Source organism: Nostoc sp. 'Peltigera membranacea cyanobiont' 232 (assembly GCF_002245985.1).
In the GTDB taxonomy this organism is placed as follows: domain Bacteria; phylum Cyanobacteriota; class Cyanobacteriia; order Cyanobacteriales; family Nostocaceae; genus Nostoc.
In genome coordinates, this window is the sequence record NZ_NOLK01000022.1 from 1 (window position 1) to 16,563 (window position 16,563).

Consider the following 16,563-nt stretch of genomic DNA (forward strand, 5'->3'; position numbering starts at 1 on the left):
GGGCAGAGGGGATTGAACTTGGCACATTGAACTCTCCTCTGCTCCCCTGCCCCTCTGCTCCCCTGCACAACGTTTTGAGCATTGGTGAGAAATCCGGGACTACTACGCAGCGTGTGTTTACGTTTAGTTTATAGATGCTTTTTATTTCATGTGTTATATGTGTATTACAGCATTAAAAATATACAGTTTGAACAGGATTTAATCTCTCAAAAGTTCATACAAACCTTCGATTCGTCTTTCCAGAAAAGAGAGGATTCAAAATTAGGCTGCTTTAAGAATCTTCACTATCATTAGGGGCATATAGCTTGCATTCCGATGAAAAATTTGTATTGTATACCACTAAAAAACGCTATAACATCATTAGAACTTAAGAAAGATGTTTTATTTTCCGGCTGAGTATTTTCTCCAGGTGTACTCTTTACCCCTGATTGCTGAAGTGAAATTTCAAAACGACTATTTTTCTGATTATCCTGAACAAATTCGGGTTGGTAGCAATGCTTACGGCGGGCTACGCCTACACACTACTGGATCTTACACTCGGAAGTCTGGGTATTATGCAATACATTACAATAATCAACCCCAAACGGTGGCACCAGGAGCAATTTTACAACTTAACGATGGTGCGATCGCAGTTTTTTCAGGTGAACCAAATCCATCAGAACACAATACACTGACTCCAATTTACACAGTCCAACCCAATGGTTCTTTAGCTGTACCAACTGGACTGGTTTTTATCCGCTTTGCTGAAGGCGTTGATGCGGAGTCGCAACGTGAGCTAATTAATCGAGCGGGTTACGAAATAACACAAAGCCTTAACTATGCACCTCACACCGCTTGGTTGCGTGCCCGATCGGGTAATATTGCCGATGCGATCGCTGGGATTCCTCTGTTAGAAGCGATACCTAAAGTTGAGAATATCGAACCTCAGATGCTTATGGAAAGAGGTTTGAGACAGGGGCGTTAGTAATTCGTAATTCGTAATTCGTAATTATATAAATAAAGATGTTTAAGAACAGCAATAACTCTGAAGATAGTATTCTCTACAGACATGGTGACGTTTTGATCGGGCATATTGCTAGCTTACCTGTCGGTGCTAAGAAGGGTGTAGGTGCTACTCTTGCTCATGGTGAAGTTACAGGACATAGCCATCGCATTCAGCAATCTGATGCTGTTCAGTTGTGGGTACATGGTAGTGAGCTTTTTCTTGAGGTTAAAGAAGCAAGTGCTACTTTAGTTCATGAAGAACATCGGGCGATTGAATTACCCCAAGGGCTTTACCGCGTCTGGAAACAACGCGAATATCGACCTGATGCTTATGTGGAGGTGATAGACTAATGCTCAAAATTATGTCGAATGGACGTGTGCCGAATAAACCAGTTTTGCAGCGCCCAAAGCAAAGTCACGAGCCTGTATCAGCTGAATATGCTCGAAAACTTATCCTTGAGCATCACGCCTGGGATGGAATGCGTGTTTTAGGTCATCTGGATTTAAGCGGTGCGTTCGATCTTTACAATCTCCCTGAAAATCTCACCTGTGAAAGTCTTGATATCAGCGACTGTGTAAACCTCACAACTCTTCCCAAAGGACTCCACGTTACCTCTTGGATTGAGTTGGCTGGAAGTGGGATTAACAGTGTATCTGCTGGGCATGGTTTTGTCTGGCGCTGGCGAGGCGTGCAGGTGACAGATAAGATTGCCTTTGAATCCCAGTCTCTAACAGGACAAGATATCCTCAATGTGGAGAATGTTGAGTTACGCCGCGTGCTGATTGAACGCCTGGGATACGAGACATTTTTGCAGCAAGTGGGAGGATTGATCCGCGATCGCGATCGTGACGCTGGTGGAGAACGTCAACTAGTGTACATTCCTTTTGAGGATGACGAGCCGTTTATGGTTTTGAAAGTCACCTGTCCATCCACAGGACATATTCATATCTTGCGCGTCCCCCCTCACATGCAGACTTGCCATCAAGCAGCCGCTTGGATTGCAGGTTTTAATAATCCAGATGATTATAACCCTGCGATCGAGGCTTAATAGATAAACTTGTAGGACTTACGTAAAATTCTCTCAAAAACCTGATTTGTCGTAGCGGTAATTCATGAATTACCGCTACTTCAGAACTTTTTTGCGTAAGTCCTGACTTGGTTTACTCATACCAATTCTGTATGAAGATGCGCTAAACCATAGGTACAAGAAAGAAAACTACTTTTCCCCTATTCCTTTCATTGAAAAATCACAATTTTGGTTAGAAAACCTGTAAATAAGTTTAGCTAAATAGGCCAGAAATATCAACAAAACCTTTATGAAGATTCACAATATTTGAAACTTCAGAATACATACTTCCGACTTTACCTGATTGATGGGTAAATAAATTATGACAACCCACAATTATCAGGAGTTCTTGAGCGCGAGAAAATGCAACATTTACCCGTTCTGGTTTCTTAGCAAATCCCACATCTCCTTTACTATTGTTGCGAACCATACTCACAATTACAACAGGTCGTTCCATTCCTTGAAATCGGTCTACAGTACCAGTACGAATTTCTAGCGAAGGGAAAAGTTCAGATTGCAGACGTTCATCAATTTTTCTTAATTGAGCGCCATAAAATGTAATTACAGCGATTTCTTTTTTTGGTTCACCATTGGCAACTTTCTCAGCCCAAGTGTTCTCAAACTGCTGACACAGACGTTCAATCGCATCAACTTCTAGAGTATTAAAGTAAGAAGTTCCATTTCGTTGCTCTAAAAACTGATTTTCAATAGGCGTTTTTACCCAAATAAGATGCTGAGATTCTTGGATAATTTCGCTTGCTAAATGATGTGCGCGTTTTGTGTCCGGCTCCAAAATTCCAGATTCTAGTTTACCATCATAAAACTGATTGATTGCACCCATAATAAATGGATGCATTCGATATTGTGTAGTCAGCATTTGTTTAATGCTTTCATCAGCCGATTCAAACTGACTTTTAAACAGTGATTCTTCTAAGAATTGTAGTTCGTCTCGTGTATTGCCCATTGTCTGAGCAACTTCTTCTACAGTGCTAGTATCAAGCATGGGTGGTAATTGCCGATGATCGCCTACCATGACTAACTTTTTGCCTTTCAAAGCTGGGATTAATAACTCTGGTGGAGTACACTTACTAACCTCATCGATGATGACGACATCAAAGGATTTGAATTCTTCCGAAAAACCTCTACTTGCAGCTTGAACGCATGTTATACCGACGACGTTAGCATTATCTAAATAAATACGTCTTAAATCGTCGCTATCGCCTTCTGTTGGCTGTCTTAATTTTCCAATCCAATCTTGTACAAAATTCTGATATTTGTTGAGAAAAATTTCGTCTTTTTTGAGTTGCTGTTGCCAAGATTCAAACTGAATATTGATACCGCGCAATAATTCTATATTAAACAAGTTAGCAGCAGAACTTTCTGGTTTAAATTTATCTGGGATTATTTGCCATTCTGTCAACCACCAGTTTCTTTCTTCTATTAAACTATCTGATGGCTGTGGTTGTAATTTTTCTTCTATTTCACGCAGGCTAATTTGTAATTTTTGAAGCTGCTGTAGAGAAGTTTTAGTTTCTTCTTCTAGCTTTGATATATGCTCGTGTAGAGAATTTTTAATCATCTCCAATACCGCAAAAGGTTCTAAGGATGAAATTAAGATTTCAAGCTGACTAATAGAAGTTGTCCAATAATTCACTTGATTTGAGAATTCTTGTGGAATTTCCCAAATATTTGATTGGGTTGCGAGATATTTTTCAGTTAAAACCCGTAATTGAGTAGGTATATTTTGTTGATTAAGTTCTTGCAAGATATTAATAACTCTTCCAAGTTGCAAATTAGCGTCTTGTTGTGATTTTTCTACCTCAGCTTGAGTAATGGATATTTGCTGTTCGCTAATTTCATTTTTTTGAAGTTCATTTAATTGTCGTTGTAGATACTGTAGCTGTTGTTCCGTTTCTGTTTTTACTTTTAAAACGCATTGACGTGCATTTACAAGAATAGTATCTAGTAATTCTTGGGTAATGCGGGTAAGAGTAGAATCGATGTTATTCCATTCCCATGATGCACCATAAGTCCGTTGCATTCTAATTAAGAAAGCTTGGGTATTTTCAACTAGTAATTTTCGCTGTTTGGGGTTGAGTAGTTGATAATTGCTAAACTGTTGATAGGTTTCTTGCCATTGGGTGCGATCGCTCTTTGATAGCACCATTGGAATCTGACTAAAATTTTCTTGTAAAAAATAGCTAAAATTATGTTGTTTACCTCGCCTATCAGTAAAACCTCCGTCCATTTCATAAGCGATCGCTTTTGTCAATAGCTCCCACTCTGGTAGATTAATTTTGTAAATTTTTGGTACTATTGGTAATTTTAATGTATTAGCAAACATCAAAAAACCTAACGGTAAGTCCACTAAATTCTCTGTTAGCGGTAAACCTGATTGCTGACAATCTTTTAAAGTTTGATACAAATAAGAAAGTGCTGTAGATTTCCATTCTTTTACGGCTGAAATAATATAATCAATTTCCCGTTGGCGGTTTTCCCAAATCTGGATTGTTTGTTGTAGGTTTTGCAGTTTGGCAAGATATTTCTGATAATCTGGTTGTACCTGATTTAACAATGCAAAATTCTGTTTTACAACCTCCACTGATGCTGCAACTTCTAAGATGGCTTGACTGGCTTCTTCAGCATGAGTCAAAGCAGTTTTAAATCCAGAAATTTCTCTTGCTACAGTTTCACGCAACCAAGCCGCTAAACCAAAAGCACCAAGGGCCGGACGTACAAAGCCAAGTTCATCAGTATATTTTATAGTTTTACGAACATTTCCTAAAAATTCTTCTACTAAACTATTACCTTCTGTGTATGGCTTCAGAAGTGGCAAGAAGTCTGTAACTTCTGGAGCTTCCCAGTTAACATTTTGTGCAGTATTAAGTATATTTTCCAGACCTGCAATTAGAGATTCAACGTTATTCTGTTTTTCTACAGTTTCGTTGTAAAACTGTTCTTGATTTTTAAAGTTTGTTTCTATCTTTAACTTATTTTTATTGTATTTAGTTTGTTGTTGATTGAATTCTTCCTCTGCTTGAAAGTAGTTTGTGAATCTTTGTGATGATGCCAGTAATTGGCTGAAAACTTTGATATTTTCGAGCCGTTGTGTAATATTATTTTCGCAGTCAGAAGCTGTATTTTCTAGCCATCTGCCAATCACTTGGTCTTCTAAAAATGGCTGTCCTTCTTCCCCAACTTTTTCGGCTCTACCCTTGCGTACAGCCCGAATTACTGGGTTGTGAACTAATCTACTCAGGGCGTTATCTACTGCTAAATTAGCTTGCGAAGCGATTAGGGTACGCCCACCGCGAAGCGCAATTTGATAACAAATCTCGGCAATTACGGTAGTTTTACCAGTACCTGGTGGCCCTTGGATGAGAACAAGATCCTTAGCGGCAAGTACCTTTTCTACTGCTGCTTTTTGGCCAGGATTAGCAGAAGACAATAATAAATCTTGTGGTTGAAGTTCAACAGTTGTTTTGATTTGTCTAGCCTGAGCAGCATCGAATAAAAAGTTACCCAAATAGGGATTTTGGGTGTAACCATTATTCAAATCATCTAACGCTTTTTTCTTACGCTGAATTTGCTGAATATCACCAACTGCCTCGAAACACAAAAATCCTTTATCTGGTAATTTATAACGCTCTGTTGCCATAAATTCAGCTAAGTCGCGTTCTAGTCTGAGGCTGATAATACCACGGTTGATATCAACTTCTTCAACAGTGCCTAATTGACGACCGCTAATCCAATTTTTGCCGACGGGAGCAGTTTCAAAAAGTTTTAAATCTTCGTTTTTTGTGCGTCTTGCTCGTTCCCAAAAATTCTCTACGTCGAGGGAATTTTGATAAAAGCCGTCAAGGGTGGCTGAGTTTACATCAATCTCAAAACTAATTCGTCTTTTAAAGTTATAGTTATGGCTTACATAACGCACACAAAATTGACGAGCTTTAGCAATTTTTTCCTCAATTTGCAAAAACGCTTTCCAAGCTTTCAGCTGATCTTCTGTAGGCACATTTTCGCCACAAACTGGCGCGGCGGCGATACGTTTTAATGTCGCCTGCGGAATGTCGAGATGATGCTGATGATTAGCCAGTAAACGCAAGCGACAAGGTATAGCATAGCTGTCGGCGTGTCCCCGTGATGGTTGTAACAACTGAGCCGACAGTATTTTTAACCCATCGCGTCCATCTTTTTGTACGGCTGCTCTAAATCCTAATGTTTTTCTGAGCTTGTCAAGTCTTGCGGGTAATGGAGAATCATCGGAGTCTGTTGCTATTGTCAAATCCCAGATTTCCTCTCTTGCCTCTTTACCTGCACCTTTGCGACGCACATAAAACAGACAAGGCTTTTTACCGACACATTCATACATTAACTCATTGGCGCGATCGCGGCGCTCCCTAAAATCGGAATATGATTTCAGAGCAGCCTCACCTTCAAGATGACGGATGAAACTATCAATTGCTGAAGCTATAAACGTATAGCCCCAATCTTCAGAGTTTGTTTTAGTTTTCGAGGATTTTGCTGTTAGTTTACTTACTGCTACACGAATTCGTTCTGCATCGGATTCTGAGATTGCACTGGTATGGCTTTTGACTACAATTTTAAGTTTTTCACAAATTACTAATAGCTTCTTGCTATCTAAATTTAATTCTTTTGCTAGTTCGTAGACTCTGAGTTTGCTGTTGTTCATCCACTATTACCTTTGTCCGTATTAGCTCTACCGTATTGAACGTTTTACGGATTTAAAAACACTTTTTGTAATCACAAAAAGCATGACTATTATGAAACCGTAAACAAAGGCATCTAAGAAAAATGCCCCAAGATTTAGAGTAAAAAAATCTTCAATCCCGATTCTCCCCCAGCCAGATGTAGGTGAGCTACCAACCTCGTCATGCAATATTGGGAATGGGAACCCTGCCGTTAAGGACTCACCACCACCTGCTTCCCTAAAGCAGAATTGCTTACAACGAGGAGGAATCTGATACCACAGCGATAAAAGAGCTAACGGAATTCCTAACAATGTACTTAATATTATTATTGTTATTACTTTTCTAAATTTTCTCATCTAAGGCACTTCCAAAGAATAGAGGCTGTATCAAAGTTTATACTGCTGATAAACTTCACTAGCGGCGCGATGCAGTAAGGAATGTCGCCAAACTAAAGATTTCATATCATCAGCATAACCACCTCCAATTACGCAGGCGACGGGATAACCGCTACTCATACAGGTACTTAAAACCTGCATTTCACGGCGAAAAATGCCAGCATCGGTTAAGGCTAATTTACCCAAGCGATCGCCTATATGAGGGTCAACACCAGCATCATAAAATACTAAGTCTGGCTTGACTTTAGACAATAAATCTGCTAGGTAATTCGCCAAGGTTTGTAAATAAGCGTCATCCTCCATTCCCACTGGTAAAGGAACATCCAAATCGCTGTTTTGTTTAGTACCGGGGAAATTGACTTCGCAGTGCATGGAGAAAGTAAAAACGCTGTCGTCGTCTTGGAAGATAAAAGCTGTACCGTCTCCTTGATGGACATCCAAATCCACAATTAGGATTTTTTGGACGAGTCCGAATTTTTGTAAAACGCGACAAGCGATCGCTAAATCGTTGAAAATACAAAAACCAGACCCATAATTAGGAAAGGCATGATGAGTTCCACCAGCCGTATTACAAGCTAAACCTTGACTTAGTGCCAGTTTCGCAGTGAGTATCGTACCACCTACCGCTACACAAGTCCGATTTGCTAATGCTGGACTCCAAGGTAAACCAATGCGGCGCTGTGCTTTGGGGTCTAGGGTTCCTTCACAATAAGCTTGAACGTAGCTTGGGGTGTGGACTAACTCTATCAATTCTAGTGGCGGACGTTCGGGGGTGTGAAATTGTTCTTGATTAGCGACACCATCAGTTAACAGCAATTCATAGAGTTGTCGGAACTTAGACATCGGAAAGCGATGTCCTTCAGGTAAGGGAGCAATATAATCTGGGTGGTAAATAATTGGCAAGTCCATAAGGAAAGAAAATCTCAAGCAGCTAATCCGACAACAAGGTAAAATTTAGCCATAATCACAGCAAAATGCTGCTCTCGTAAATCTAAAAATCAAAATTTAAAATCGATATGATGGAATGGATTACGCCGATAGCATTTATTCTCGCTGGCTTACTGGCTGGAATAATTGGTGAAAAAGTTATCTTCAAAAAACTGGAAACATTCGTTAATCATAAACGAATTGCCGGGGGTGATATTATATTTCATTCCCTGCATCGTATGACCTTTATCTGGTTTGTCCTTAGCGGTTTTTTTTGGGCAATTCTAAGTTCTCCCCTCAAACCAGATATTACCAACGTCCTGCACCAGATTATAACGATCGCACTGCTGTATTCAGTAACCTTAGTCTTCGCCAGATTGACTGCTGGTTTTGTTGATTTATTTATTCGCAGAGCAGAAGGGGTTCCCACATCACTAATTTCTAACCTTGCTAAGACTACTGTTTTCGTTTTGGGAACATTAATTATATTGCAAACATTAGGTGTTCAAATTACACCAATAGTCACAACTTTAGGTATTGGTGGTTTAGCAGTTGGTTTGGCACTTCAAGACACACTTGCAAATTTATTTTCTGGTTTTTACTTAATTATTTCTAAGCAAGTTAGAACCGGAGATTATGTAAAATTAGATGCTGGACATGAGGGATATGTTATAGATATTTCTTGGCGCAACACGACAATTAAAGAAATGTCAAACAATGTAGTCATTGTTCCCAACTCTAAGTTATCTTCGGCGATTTTCACCAACTATCATTTACCTGCAAAGGAAATTACTTTAACAATGGATGTGGGTGTAAGTTATGATAGCGATTTAGAACAAGTTGAAAAAGTGACTGTAGAAGTGGCCATTGAAGTCATGCAAGAAATTGCACCGGAATTAAAAGACAGCGAACCATATATCAGATTTCATACTTTTAATGATTTTAGTATAGATTTTACGCTTTATATGCGCGTCAGCGAATACTTCGATCAACGAATTGGTAAACATCTATTTGTGAAAAAATTACACAAACGCTATCAGCAAGCAGGAATTCAAATTCCTTTTCCGATTAGAGAAGTATATACAAGATAATTTATAAAGCCTTGGCGACTAGAAGTTGCGGCTATACAGACAAAACCCGCCTTTGCGGGTTCAAAGCCTTGATTTCTAATCGCTAGGCTAGTACAACACGGCGTAAATAAGCCACCCATTTAAAATCGCTATAAATCTTACAAAATCAGCGTTCTTTCTTTTTACTTTTGCCTTGTTGTACTAGGTGCTTAGAGGATGTTTTAAAAGTCCTATTGTCGGTATAAAAATTTTAGATCCCCCTAAATCCCACTTAAAAAGGGGGACTTTGATTCCAGTTCCCCCTTTTTTAAGGGGGGTTAGGGGGGATCAATAAGTGCCTCAAATCACAGCCAAATACTTTTAAAACATCCTCTTAGATTGCTAATGCTCGTTTTTCTAATGGTAGTTCAAAGCGATCGCCTGGTTTCGGCTCAAGTACCCGCGTCGCCAGATTGTTCTTCTCTAGCAACAAACGAAATTCTTCAGCACTTCCTTTAGTTTGAATAAGTTTCATCAGCACTCCCTCAAAAGTCACATCCCCACCAGCCGCCGTAGGTAATATTACTTGAGGGTTTAATGATTTTACTACTTCTACAGCACTATTTTTCCCTTTAATAATCGGCCCAAGCAAAGGAAGCGTCATGTCAATAAACGGTGTAATCACTACATCTATAGGTGCAGCTTGCTGAAGTTGTGGAGAATGATATCCGTGAGGCTCGTAGTATACAGTTAGACCACTCGCCAATTCTTTGAGAAGATAACTATTTTCTACCAGAGTCGGGCCAATGGGCGAACCGGGAAAAGCTTTGATTTCAACTTGATTATTTAAATTGAAAGTTTCACCATGAGCCAATACTGTAACTTGGGTGTAACCTAACTGCTGGACTACCTTGGCAGCATTGGGAGAAGCTACAACCTTGATGCTGTGGTCGAGTAGCTTTAGCGTTGGTGGGTGGGCGTGGTCTTCTAAACCCTGAGACAGCAGAATCAAATCAATATTATCTGGTATGGGGCGATTTTGCGATCGCGAACCTTTAAATAACCAATCCAAATTGCTGAAAATTAACGAACCAACCAGCCAAGGGTCAATTAATATTCGTTTCCTGCCGATTTCCAGTAACCAAGAGTTGCTGTCGAACCAAGTTAAAAACATAAATTTCGTAAATTTTGTGAAGATAACGCCTACCTTCATTATCAATCGTGTCAGCTTTCTTGGAGTAGAGCAAGCAAGAGACGCGATTAATCGCGTCTCTTAAAAAATGGTATTACCTATTACCAGGAGTCCGTCCACCTTCATCATTACTACCACCGTGAGGATGGGAATTGCCTGGGTCACAGCCCTCAGCACCATTACCAATTCCTTGGTTACAATGGCGACGCGGTTTAATGCGTTCCCTTGAAGTTTCAGTCTGCCCGTCAACTGCAACTTGCTGTTGTCCAACCACGTACTCCGAGGAGATGTTTGCTACTTTTCCAGTGCTAGACAAGGCTTGGTATAGCAAAGCAGAGACTTCAGACCTGGTTGCTATCTGTTCAGCATTTAGCAAGTTCACATTGGGATAGTTGACGACTATACCGCGTTGTGTCAAGGCAGCAATTAAACTGCGATATTCACGAGGAATAGTATTTGCATCGCTGTAAACAGATAAGATTGCATCCGTAGAGCCACTAGTTTGATAATTTAATCTCTGCGCTAATGCTACCAAAATATCAAGGCGAGAAAGCTTTTGGCTGGGGTTGAAATCCTTGTCAACAACAGGGTTAAAAAAGCCCATTTGATAAACTTCGCTGATGGCATTGTAAGCCCAATTTTGAGTTGAGACATCCTTAAAAGCGTAGACGCGCAGCGGCTTGTCGTTAGACATCGCTTGGCGAATTTTCCCCTTAGCAAAAGCCTTCCGTAGCATTGCTGCAAATTGGGCACGAGTTATCGGTGCATCTGGGCGGAAAGTCCCATCAGGAAAACCTTCGAGAATTTCCATTGCTGTCAATTTGGTAATAAAACTTTTAGCCCAGTAGTTTACCGAAACATCAGAAAAACCAACTTGCAGACTGCGAGACATACTGATTTTGCGATAGTTCTTTAGCATTTGGCTAATGTCGTAGCTAGAGTTATCGCTGACTTCAGTCACCTGCACCAAACTACCTGGATTAGCTTGCAAAACCTCTGCTAAATCGGAACTAAAGACGTTAATGAACGACTGGCGCACTAAAGCAAACTCACCTTGAGTAAAAGAGAGAGGATAAACACTGGTTGCTGAAATTGGTGATAAACCCTCTACCTGGAACTGATTACCTTGGAAGGTTTGAGAACTGCTCAAGAAAATAACCCGTTGGTTCCTGACTTGAGTGAAGTAGTCGTAAGTGGTCTTACCTGCATCAATAGTGCCATCTTGGTCAGCATCAACACCATAAACAGTGCGAACGACTTGGTATTCATTAGGTTTAGCTGACAAAATCAGGTTAACTGTGGTATTTGCCGACAAACATTCAAATTCGCTGTAGCCAATAAAGCGGTTTTGAGTATTATATAATCGCACGACGATGCGATCGCTAGCTTTTAATCCCTTAACAAATTTTGCTTTTTGCTTAATCTTGTACTTGTAATCGCCCAAAAACCGCTCTTGTAAATAATTCTTATCGCTTTTACTCTTGACAGAAACACGGGCAATTACTTCGGAAAAATTATTTGCTGGTTGCCAAATTGCAAGGCTAAAACCTGTCTTTTTCCCTTTTGCCGAAACTTTACTACTACTTACCTGAGTGCGACTCCTTCTTTCTACTTTTTTATCGGCTAAAAGTTGTTGACCTGTGGAGGAATTATCAGATATTTGGGCGATGGTGGTAGAGAATCCTAAAGCGGCAGACGCAGAAGCTATTGGCGAAAATATGGCCACAGAGGTTACAGCCAGAACAAATTTGCTTATTTGAGCAAAGTAACTTTGATTAATGTATTTCATCTCACACTACCATTCGTCTAAAAAGTCAAGGGATACTAAATACCTCTTGACTTATTAATCCCTTGGTAATTGTGGAACTAACATCTAATCAGTCCTGGGTGAGGAGTTATAAGGTCAGAGAACATTACTATATTAAAGAAAGACTTTATTAATCTTCATAATGACTGTAACTACACAGCAGCTTGCAACCCAAGACGCTTTTGAAAAATTCTTTTGGACTTGGCAGGGCTACAAAATCCAGTACACTGTCATGGGTACTGGACGACCTCTAGTACTGGTTCACGGCTTCGGTGCTTCCATTGGACACTGGCGCAAAAATATTTCAGTTTTAGCTGATGCTGGCTACCAGGTATTTGCTATAGACCTTTTAGGTTTTGGTGGTTCCGAGAAAGCGCTTATTGATTACAGTGTGGAAGTTTGGGTAGAACTGCTGAAAGATTTCTGCACCACACATATACACGAACCTGCTGTATTTATTGGCAACTCCATTGGCGCACTTTTGAGCTTAATTGTGCTGGTAGAACATCCTGAAATTGCTGCTGGTGGTATTTTAATTAACTCTGCGGGTGGGTTGAGTCATCGTCCTCACGAATTGAACCCGCCGCTACGGATAGTGATGGCAGCTTTTAATCGGTTTGTGCGATCGCCAATTACAGGTAAATTTGTCTATAACCGCATCCGTCAAAAAGCCCAAATTCGCCGTACCCTCTACCAAGTTTACCGCGATCGCCAAGCCGTCACCGATGAATTAGTCGATTTACTTTATACTCCCTCTTGCGACCCAGGAGCGCAACAAGTCTTCGCTTCCATTCTCACAGCGCCTCCAGGCCCAAGCCCAGAGGAACTTTTGCCCAAAGTCGAACGTCCCTTATTAGTAATTTGGGGTGCTGACGATCCCTGGACACCAATTACCGGGGCAAAGATTTACGAAAAGGCGCATGAGAATGGCAAAGATATCAAAATTGTTCCCATTCCCAATGCCGGTCATTGTCCCCATGATGAGGTTCCAGATATTGTTAATGCCCAGATTGTCCATTGGCTAGCGCAAAGGTGATAATTTCGCGCCAAGATGCAAAATTTTCTGCCAATGCACCTTGGCCCAGGCGTGGTAACAATGGGGCTAGCAATCTGGGTGAATCGATCTTAATTTTTTAGTTGCACCTTGACATAATCGAACTCATTTGGTGTGTAATGGAGCTTGATATGCACAATGGATATAAAGGGGTAATTCCCTTAAATCACCATCCAGATTTTTCTGAACAAGGCTATCAAGTTATCAGCGAACTAGGATGCAATAGAGAAGGGGGACGCATTACATATCTAGCTAATGTCCTCGACTCTAATGAACAGGTGGTGATTAAAGAGTTTTGTTTTGCTCGTGCAAGTGCTGATTTATCAGGAGTGAAAGCTTATGAGCGCGAAATTGAAATTTTGAAACAACTGAATCATTCCCGCATCCCTCGCTATGTAGATTCCTTTGAAATGCCAGGGGCTTTTTATTTAGTACAGGAATACAAAAATGCTCCATCTTTGGGATTGACACGCAGCTTTTATCCAGAAGAAATTAAGCAAATTGCTCTGTCAATTTTAGAAATTTTGGTTTATTTACAAAAGCAAGTTCCGTCAATTATTCATCGGGATATTAAGCCAGAGAATATTTTGGTCGATGAGGAACTAAATGCTTACCTGGTTGATTTTGGATTAGCTAGGATACAGGGTGCAAAAATAGCTCTGAGCAGCTTTGTCGCCGGAACCCCAGGTTTTATGCCTCCAGAAGAACAATTTGGTCATTCCCTAACTGAGGCATCAGATTTATATAGTTTAGGAGCAACACTAATTTGCTTACTTACTAATACCCGTTCTGTTGAGATTGGCAAATTAATTGATGATAACTATCGCTTTAATTTCCAGAAGTTAGTTCCTCAAATCAGTCCGCGTTTTCGGTGGTGGTTGATGAGAATGGTGGAACGCAATCGGAAACATCGCTATGCTAATGCGGCTGTTGCTTTAAAAGCACTTGGGCCAATTGAGGTTGTTGGTACTGCCACTGGGATAGATACTTTAGTCAGTACAATCAAACCTAGAAAACGAGCTACAGTGCTGGGACTAGCCACTGTTATTACACTGGCTACGGTTGGGACAACTTTGATGAGTTGTCAGCCTGGTGATGCAGTTAGACAATTGCTGGAAGCTACAGAATGTACAAGCTTTGATTTAAAGGCAAGTTGCCAAGAAAAAACCGGAGAATAAAATTATCTAGGTTGCTGTCGGCTAAGGTTTACAGCGATTTTCATTTGAATAGACTATACGCGTAGGGGCACAATATATTGTGCCCCTAAAATTATGTATATTCCACGCTTGTGAAAATTGCTGAAGTTTTCACGAGTATCAAAGACTCGTTAATGGAGCTAAAAGGCTCATTCACGAGTATCAAAGACTCTTTAATGAGTATCAAAGACTCTTTAACGGAGCTAAAAGGCTCATTAATGGAGCTAAAAGACTCTTTAATGGAGCTAAAAGGCTCATTAATGAGTATCAAAGACTCTTTAATGGAGCTAAAAGGCTCATTAATGGAGCTAAAAGACTCTTTAATGGAGCTAAAAGGCTCATTAATGGAGCTAAAAGACTCTTTAATGGAGCTAAAAGACTCTTTAACGGTAATGCCCTATCAGTAATTGTGTAGTTATCTGCTGTAGTAAACTACATCTAAGCCAGAAGCCTGCATTTAATAGTTGATAGCGCTGTGAAAAAAATCCTGATTGTGTCGGCTAATCCCACGACGACAGATAAACTCCGGTTGGACGAGGAAGTAAGGGAAATTCAGGAAGGGTTGCAACGCTCTCGCAGCCGAGATAAATTTGAACTGATTACAAAATGGGCAGTACGCCCTGACGATTTGCGGCGGGCGCTTTTAGATCATAATCCTCATATTATCCATTTTTCTGGACATGGTGGAGGAAATCAAGGTTTAGCCTTGGAAAATAATACAGGGGAAATGCAACTGGTGAGTACAGAGTCACTGGCAAGGCTATTTAAGTTATTTAAAGACAAAATTGAGTGTATTTTATTAAATGCCTGCTATAGCGAGGTGCAAGCTGAGGCAATTTACCAACACATTAACTGCGTAGTTGGGATGAATCGAGCAATTGGCGATCGCGCCGCGATTAAATTTGCGGTAGGCTTTTATGATGCACTGGGTGCTGATAGGTCTTATGAGGATGCTTACGAGTTTGGCTGTAGCGCTATTGATTTAGAAAGTATTCCAGAATCTTCCACCCCAGTGCTGAAAAGTCGGAACAATCCCCAAGGTGCTATCTCTGCTAACGAAACTATTCCAGATACCGAGATAAAACCAGCAGTCATCTTAGAAAATCCAGAAGGGCAGGTAGCTCTAAACTCTGCCTTCTATGTGGAGCGATCGCCTATTGAGGTAGACTGTTATGAAGCTATTCTCCAACCAGGGGCCTTAATTCGCATCAAAGCTCCCCGGCAGATGGGCAAAACTTCCCTCATGTCGCGAGTTCTCCATCATGCTAGTCAACATGACTATCAGACAGCACCTGTAAATTTCCAGTCAGCCGATGCAGAATTTCTCGGCAATTTAGATCAGTTTTTGCAGTGGTTCTGTGCCAGCATTACTTACGAACTGAATTTAACCGATAAGTTAGATGAGTATTGGAAGGGTGTTTTAGGTAGTAAGAATAAATGTACAAATTACTTTCAACGGTATTTATTACCTGCGATTAATAGCCCCGTAGCTATAGGTTTGGATGAAGTCGATGAAGTCTTTAAGCATCCCATAATTGCGGCTGATTTTTTTGGATTACTACGCGCTTGGCATGAGCGGTCAAAGAATGAGACAGTTTGGAAAAATCTCCGGTTAGTGATTGTGCATTCTAAGGAAGTTTATATCCCGCTCAATATTAATCAGTCGCCTTTTAATGTCGGTTTACCCATTGAGTTACCAGACTTAAATCAAACACAAATACAAGACTTGGTACAGTGTCACAGACTCAATTGGTCTAACTCACAAATTGAAGCATTAACGACACTCGTGGGTGGTCATCCTTATTTAGTGCGGGTAGCGCTTTATGAAATTGCCCGTGGGAGGATGACGCTGGAAAATCTGCAAAAAATCGCTGCAACTCAGGAAGGGCCTTACAGTGACCATTTACGCCGCCATTGGCTGAATTTGCAAGAGGATACAGAATTGCTAGCTGCGGTCAAACAAGTGATGACAGCAAATCGCCCCGTCGATGTAGGTACAACTGAAGCGTTTAAACTCCGCAGTATGGGGTTAGTTAAGTTTCAAGGCAATCAAGTAGTGCCACTGTGTGAATTGTATCGTCAATATTTTTGCGATCGCTTGGGAATTAAAAATTAAGAAAGTACATTAGGAAGACCTGAAATACTTTCATCTGCAATTACTATTTAACTAAAAGGCTCAA

General features: G+C 40.5%; 13 protein-coding genes. 8 read left to right on the plus strand and 5 right to left on the minus strand.

The window, feature by feature from the left end; all coding sequences use genetic code 11:
* The first annotated feature begins 376 nt into the window (after positions 1 to 376).
* The 3 genes from CDG79_RS09925 to CDG79_RS09935 are packed head-to-tail and all read left to right on the plus strand — an operon-like array spanning position 377 to position 2,033.
* Entirely contained in the window at positions 377 to 964 is a 588-nt protein-coding gene (locus CDG79_RS09925) for a hypothetical protein (RefSeq protein ID WP_094341986.1), read from the plus strand.
* Positions 965 to 1,002: 38 nt separating this feature from the next.
* Entirely contained in the window at positions 1,003 to 1,335 is a 333-nt protein-coding gene (locus tag CDG79_RS09930) for a hypothetical protein (protein ID WP_094341987.1), read from the plus strand.
* Positions 1,335 to 2,033, plus strand: coding sequence for a DUF6745 domain-containing protein (locus CDG79_RS09935; RefSeq protein WP_094341988.1), 699 nt, complete (start codon positions 1,335 to 1,337; stop codon positions 2,031 to 2,033). The genes CDG79_RS09930 and CDG79_RS09935 overlap by 1 nt, the downstream gene beginning before the upstream one ends.
* 232 nt (positions 2,034 to 2,265) lie before the next feature.
* Here the strand turns inward: CDG79_RS09935 and CDG79_RS09940 are convergent, their stop codons facing one another.
* From CDG79_RS09940 to CDG79_RS09950, 3 genes are read right to left on the minus strand one after another with little or no spacing between them, the layout of a single operon-like run.
* Complete coding sequence (locus CDG79_RS09940) at positions 2,266 to 6,744, minus strand: translation initiation factor IF-2 N-terminal domain-containing protein (protein ID WP_094341989.1); 4,479 nt, start codon at positions 6,742 to 6,744, stop codon at positions 2,266 to 2,268.
* 27 nt (positions 6,745 to 6,771) lie between these two features.
* Entirely contained in the window at positions 6,772 to 7,119 is a 348-nt protein-coding gene (locus tag CDG79_RS09945; RefSeq protein ID WP_094341990.1) for a hypothetical protein, read from the minus strand.
* 30 nt (positions 7,120 to 7,149) lie between these two features.
* On the minus strand, positions 7,150 to 8,067 hold the full coding sequence (locus tag CDG79_RS09950; protein ID WP_094331696.1) for a histone deacetylase family protein: 918 nt from the start codon (positions 8,065 to 8,067) through the stop codon (positions 7,150 to 7,152).
* 107 nt (positions 8,068 to 8,174) lie between these two features.
* Between CDG79_RS09950 and CDG79_RS09955 the strand changes: the two genes are divergently transcribed.
* On the plus strand, positions 8,175 to 9,176 hold the full coding sequence (locus tag CDG79_RS09955) for a mechanosensitive ion channel family protein (protein WP_094341991.1): 1,002 nt from the start codon (positions 8,175 to 8,177) through the stop codon (positions 9,174 to 9,176).
* A 352-nt stretch (positions 9,177 to 9,528) separates the two neighbouring features.
* Here CDG79_RS09955 and CDG79_RS09960 read toward each other — a convergent pair whose 3' ends face one another.
* Positions 9,529 to 10,308, minus strand: coding sequence for an MBL fold metallo-hydrolase (locus tag CDG79_RS09960; RefSeq protein WP_094341992.1), 780 nt, complete (start codon positions 10,306 to 10,308; stop codon positions 9,529 to 9,531).
* 112 nt (positions 10,309 to 10,420) lie between these two features.
* A complete protein-coding gene (locus tag CDG79_RS09965; protein WP_189524943.1) occupies positions 10,421 to 12,115 on the minus strand; it encodes an S-layer homology domain-containing protein in 1,695 nt (564 codons plus the stop codon).
* 160 nt (positions 12,116 to 12,275) lie between these two features.
* On the opposite strand from CDG79_RS09965, the gene CDG79_RS09970 reads away from it, so the two are divergent.
* From CDG79_RS09970 to CDG79_RS09985, 4 genes are all read left to right on the plus strand, one after another.
* Entirely contained in the window at positions 12,276 to 13,169 is an 894-nt protein-coding gene (locus tag CDG79_RS09970) for an alpha/beta fold hydrolase (protein ID WP_094341993.1), read from the plus strand.
* A gap of 137 nt (positions 13,170 to 13,306) precedes the next feature.
* Positions 13,307 to 14,365: a serine/threonine protein kinase gene (locus CDG79_RS09975; protein ID WP_094341994.1), complete on the plus strand. Its 1,059-nt coding sequence runs from the start codon at positions 13,307 to 13,309 to the stop codon at positions 14,363 to 14,365.
* 194 nt (positions 14,366 to 14,559) lie between these two features.
* Positions 14,560 to 14,790 carry a hypothetical protein gene (locus CDG79_RS09980; RefSeq protein ID WP_094342042.1) on the plus strand — a complete coding sequence of 77 codons (231 nt, stop codon included), beginning with the start codon at positions 14,560 to 14,562 and terminating at the stop codon, positions 14,788 to 14,790.
* A gap of 68 nt (positions 14,791 to 14,858) precedes the next feature.
* The gene (locus tag CDG79_RS09985; RefSeq protein ID WP_094341995.1) at positions 14,859 to 16,499 is read left to right on the plus strand and encodes an AAA-like domain-containing protein; all 1,641 of its coding nucleotides are present in this window, start codon (positions 14,859 to 14,861) and stop codon (positions 16,497 to 16,499) included.
* Positions 16,500 to 16,563 lie beyond the last annotated feature (64 nt).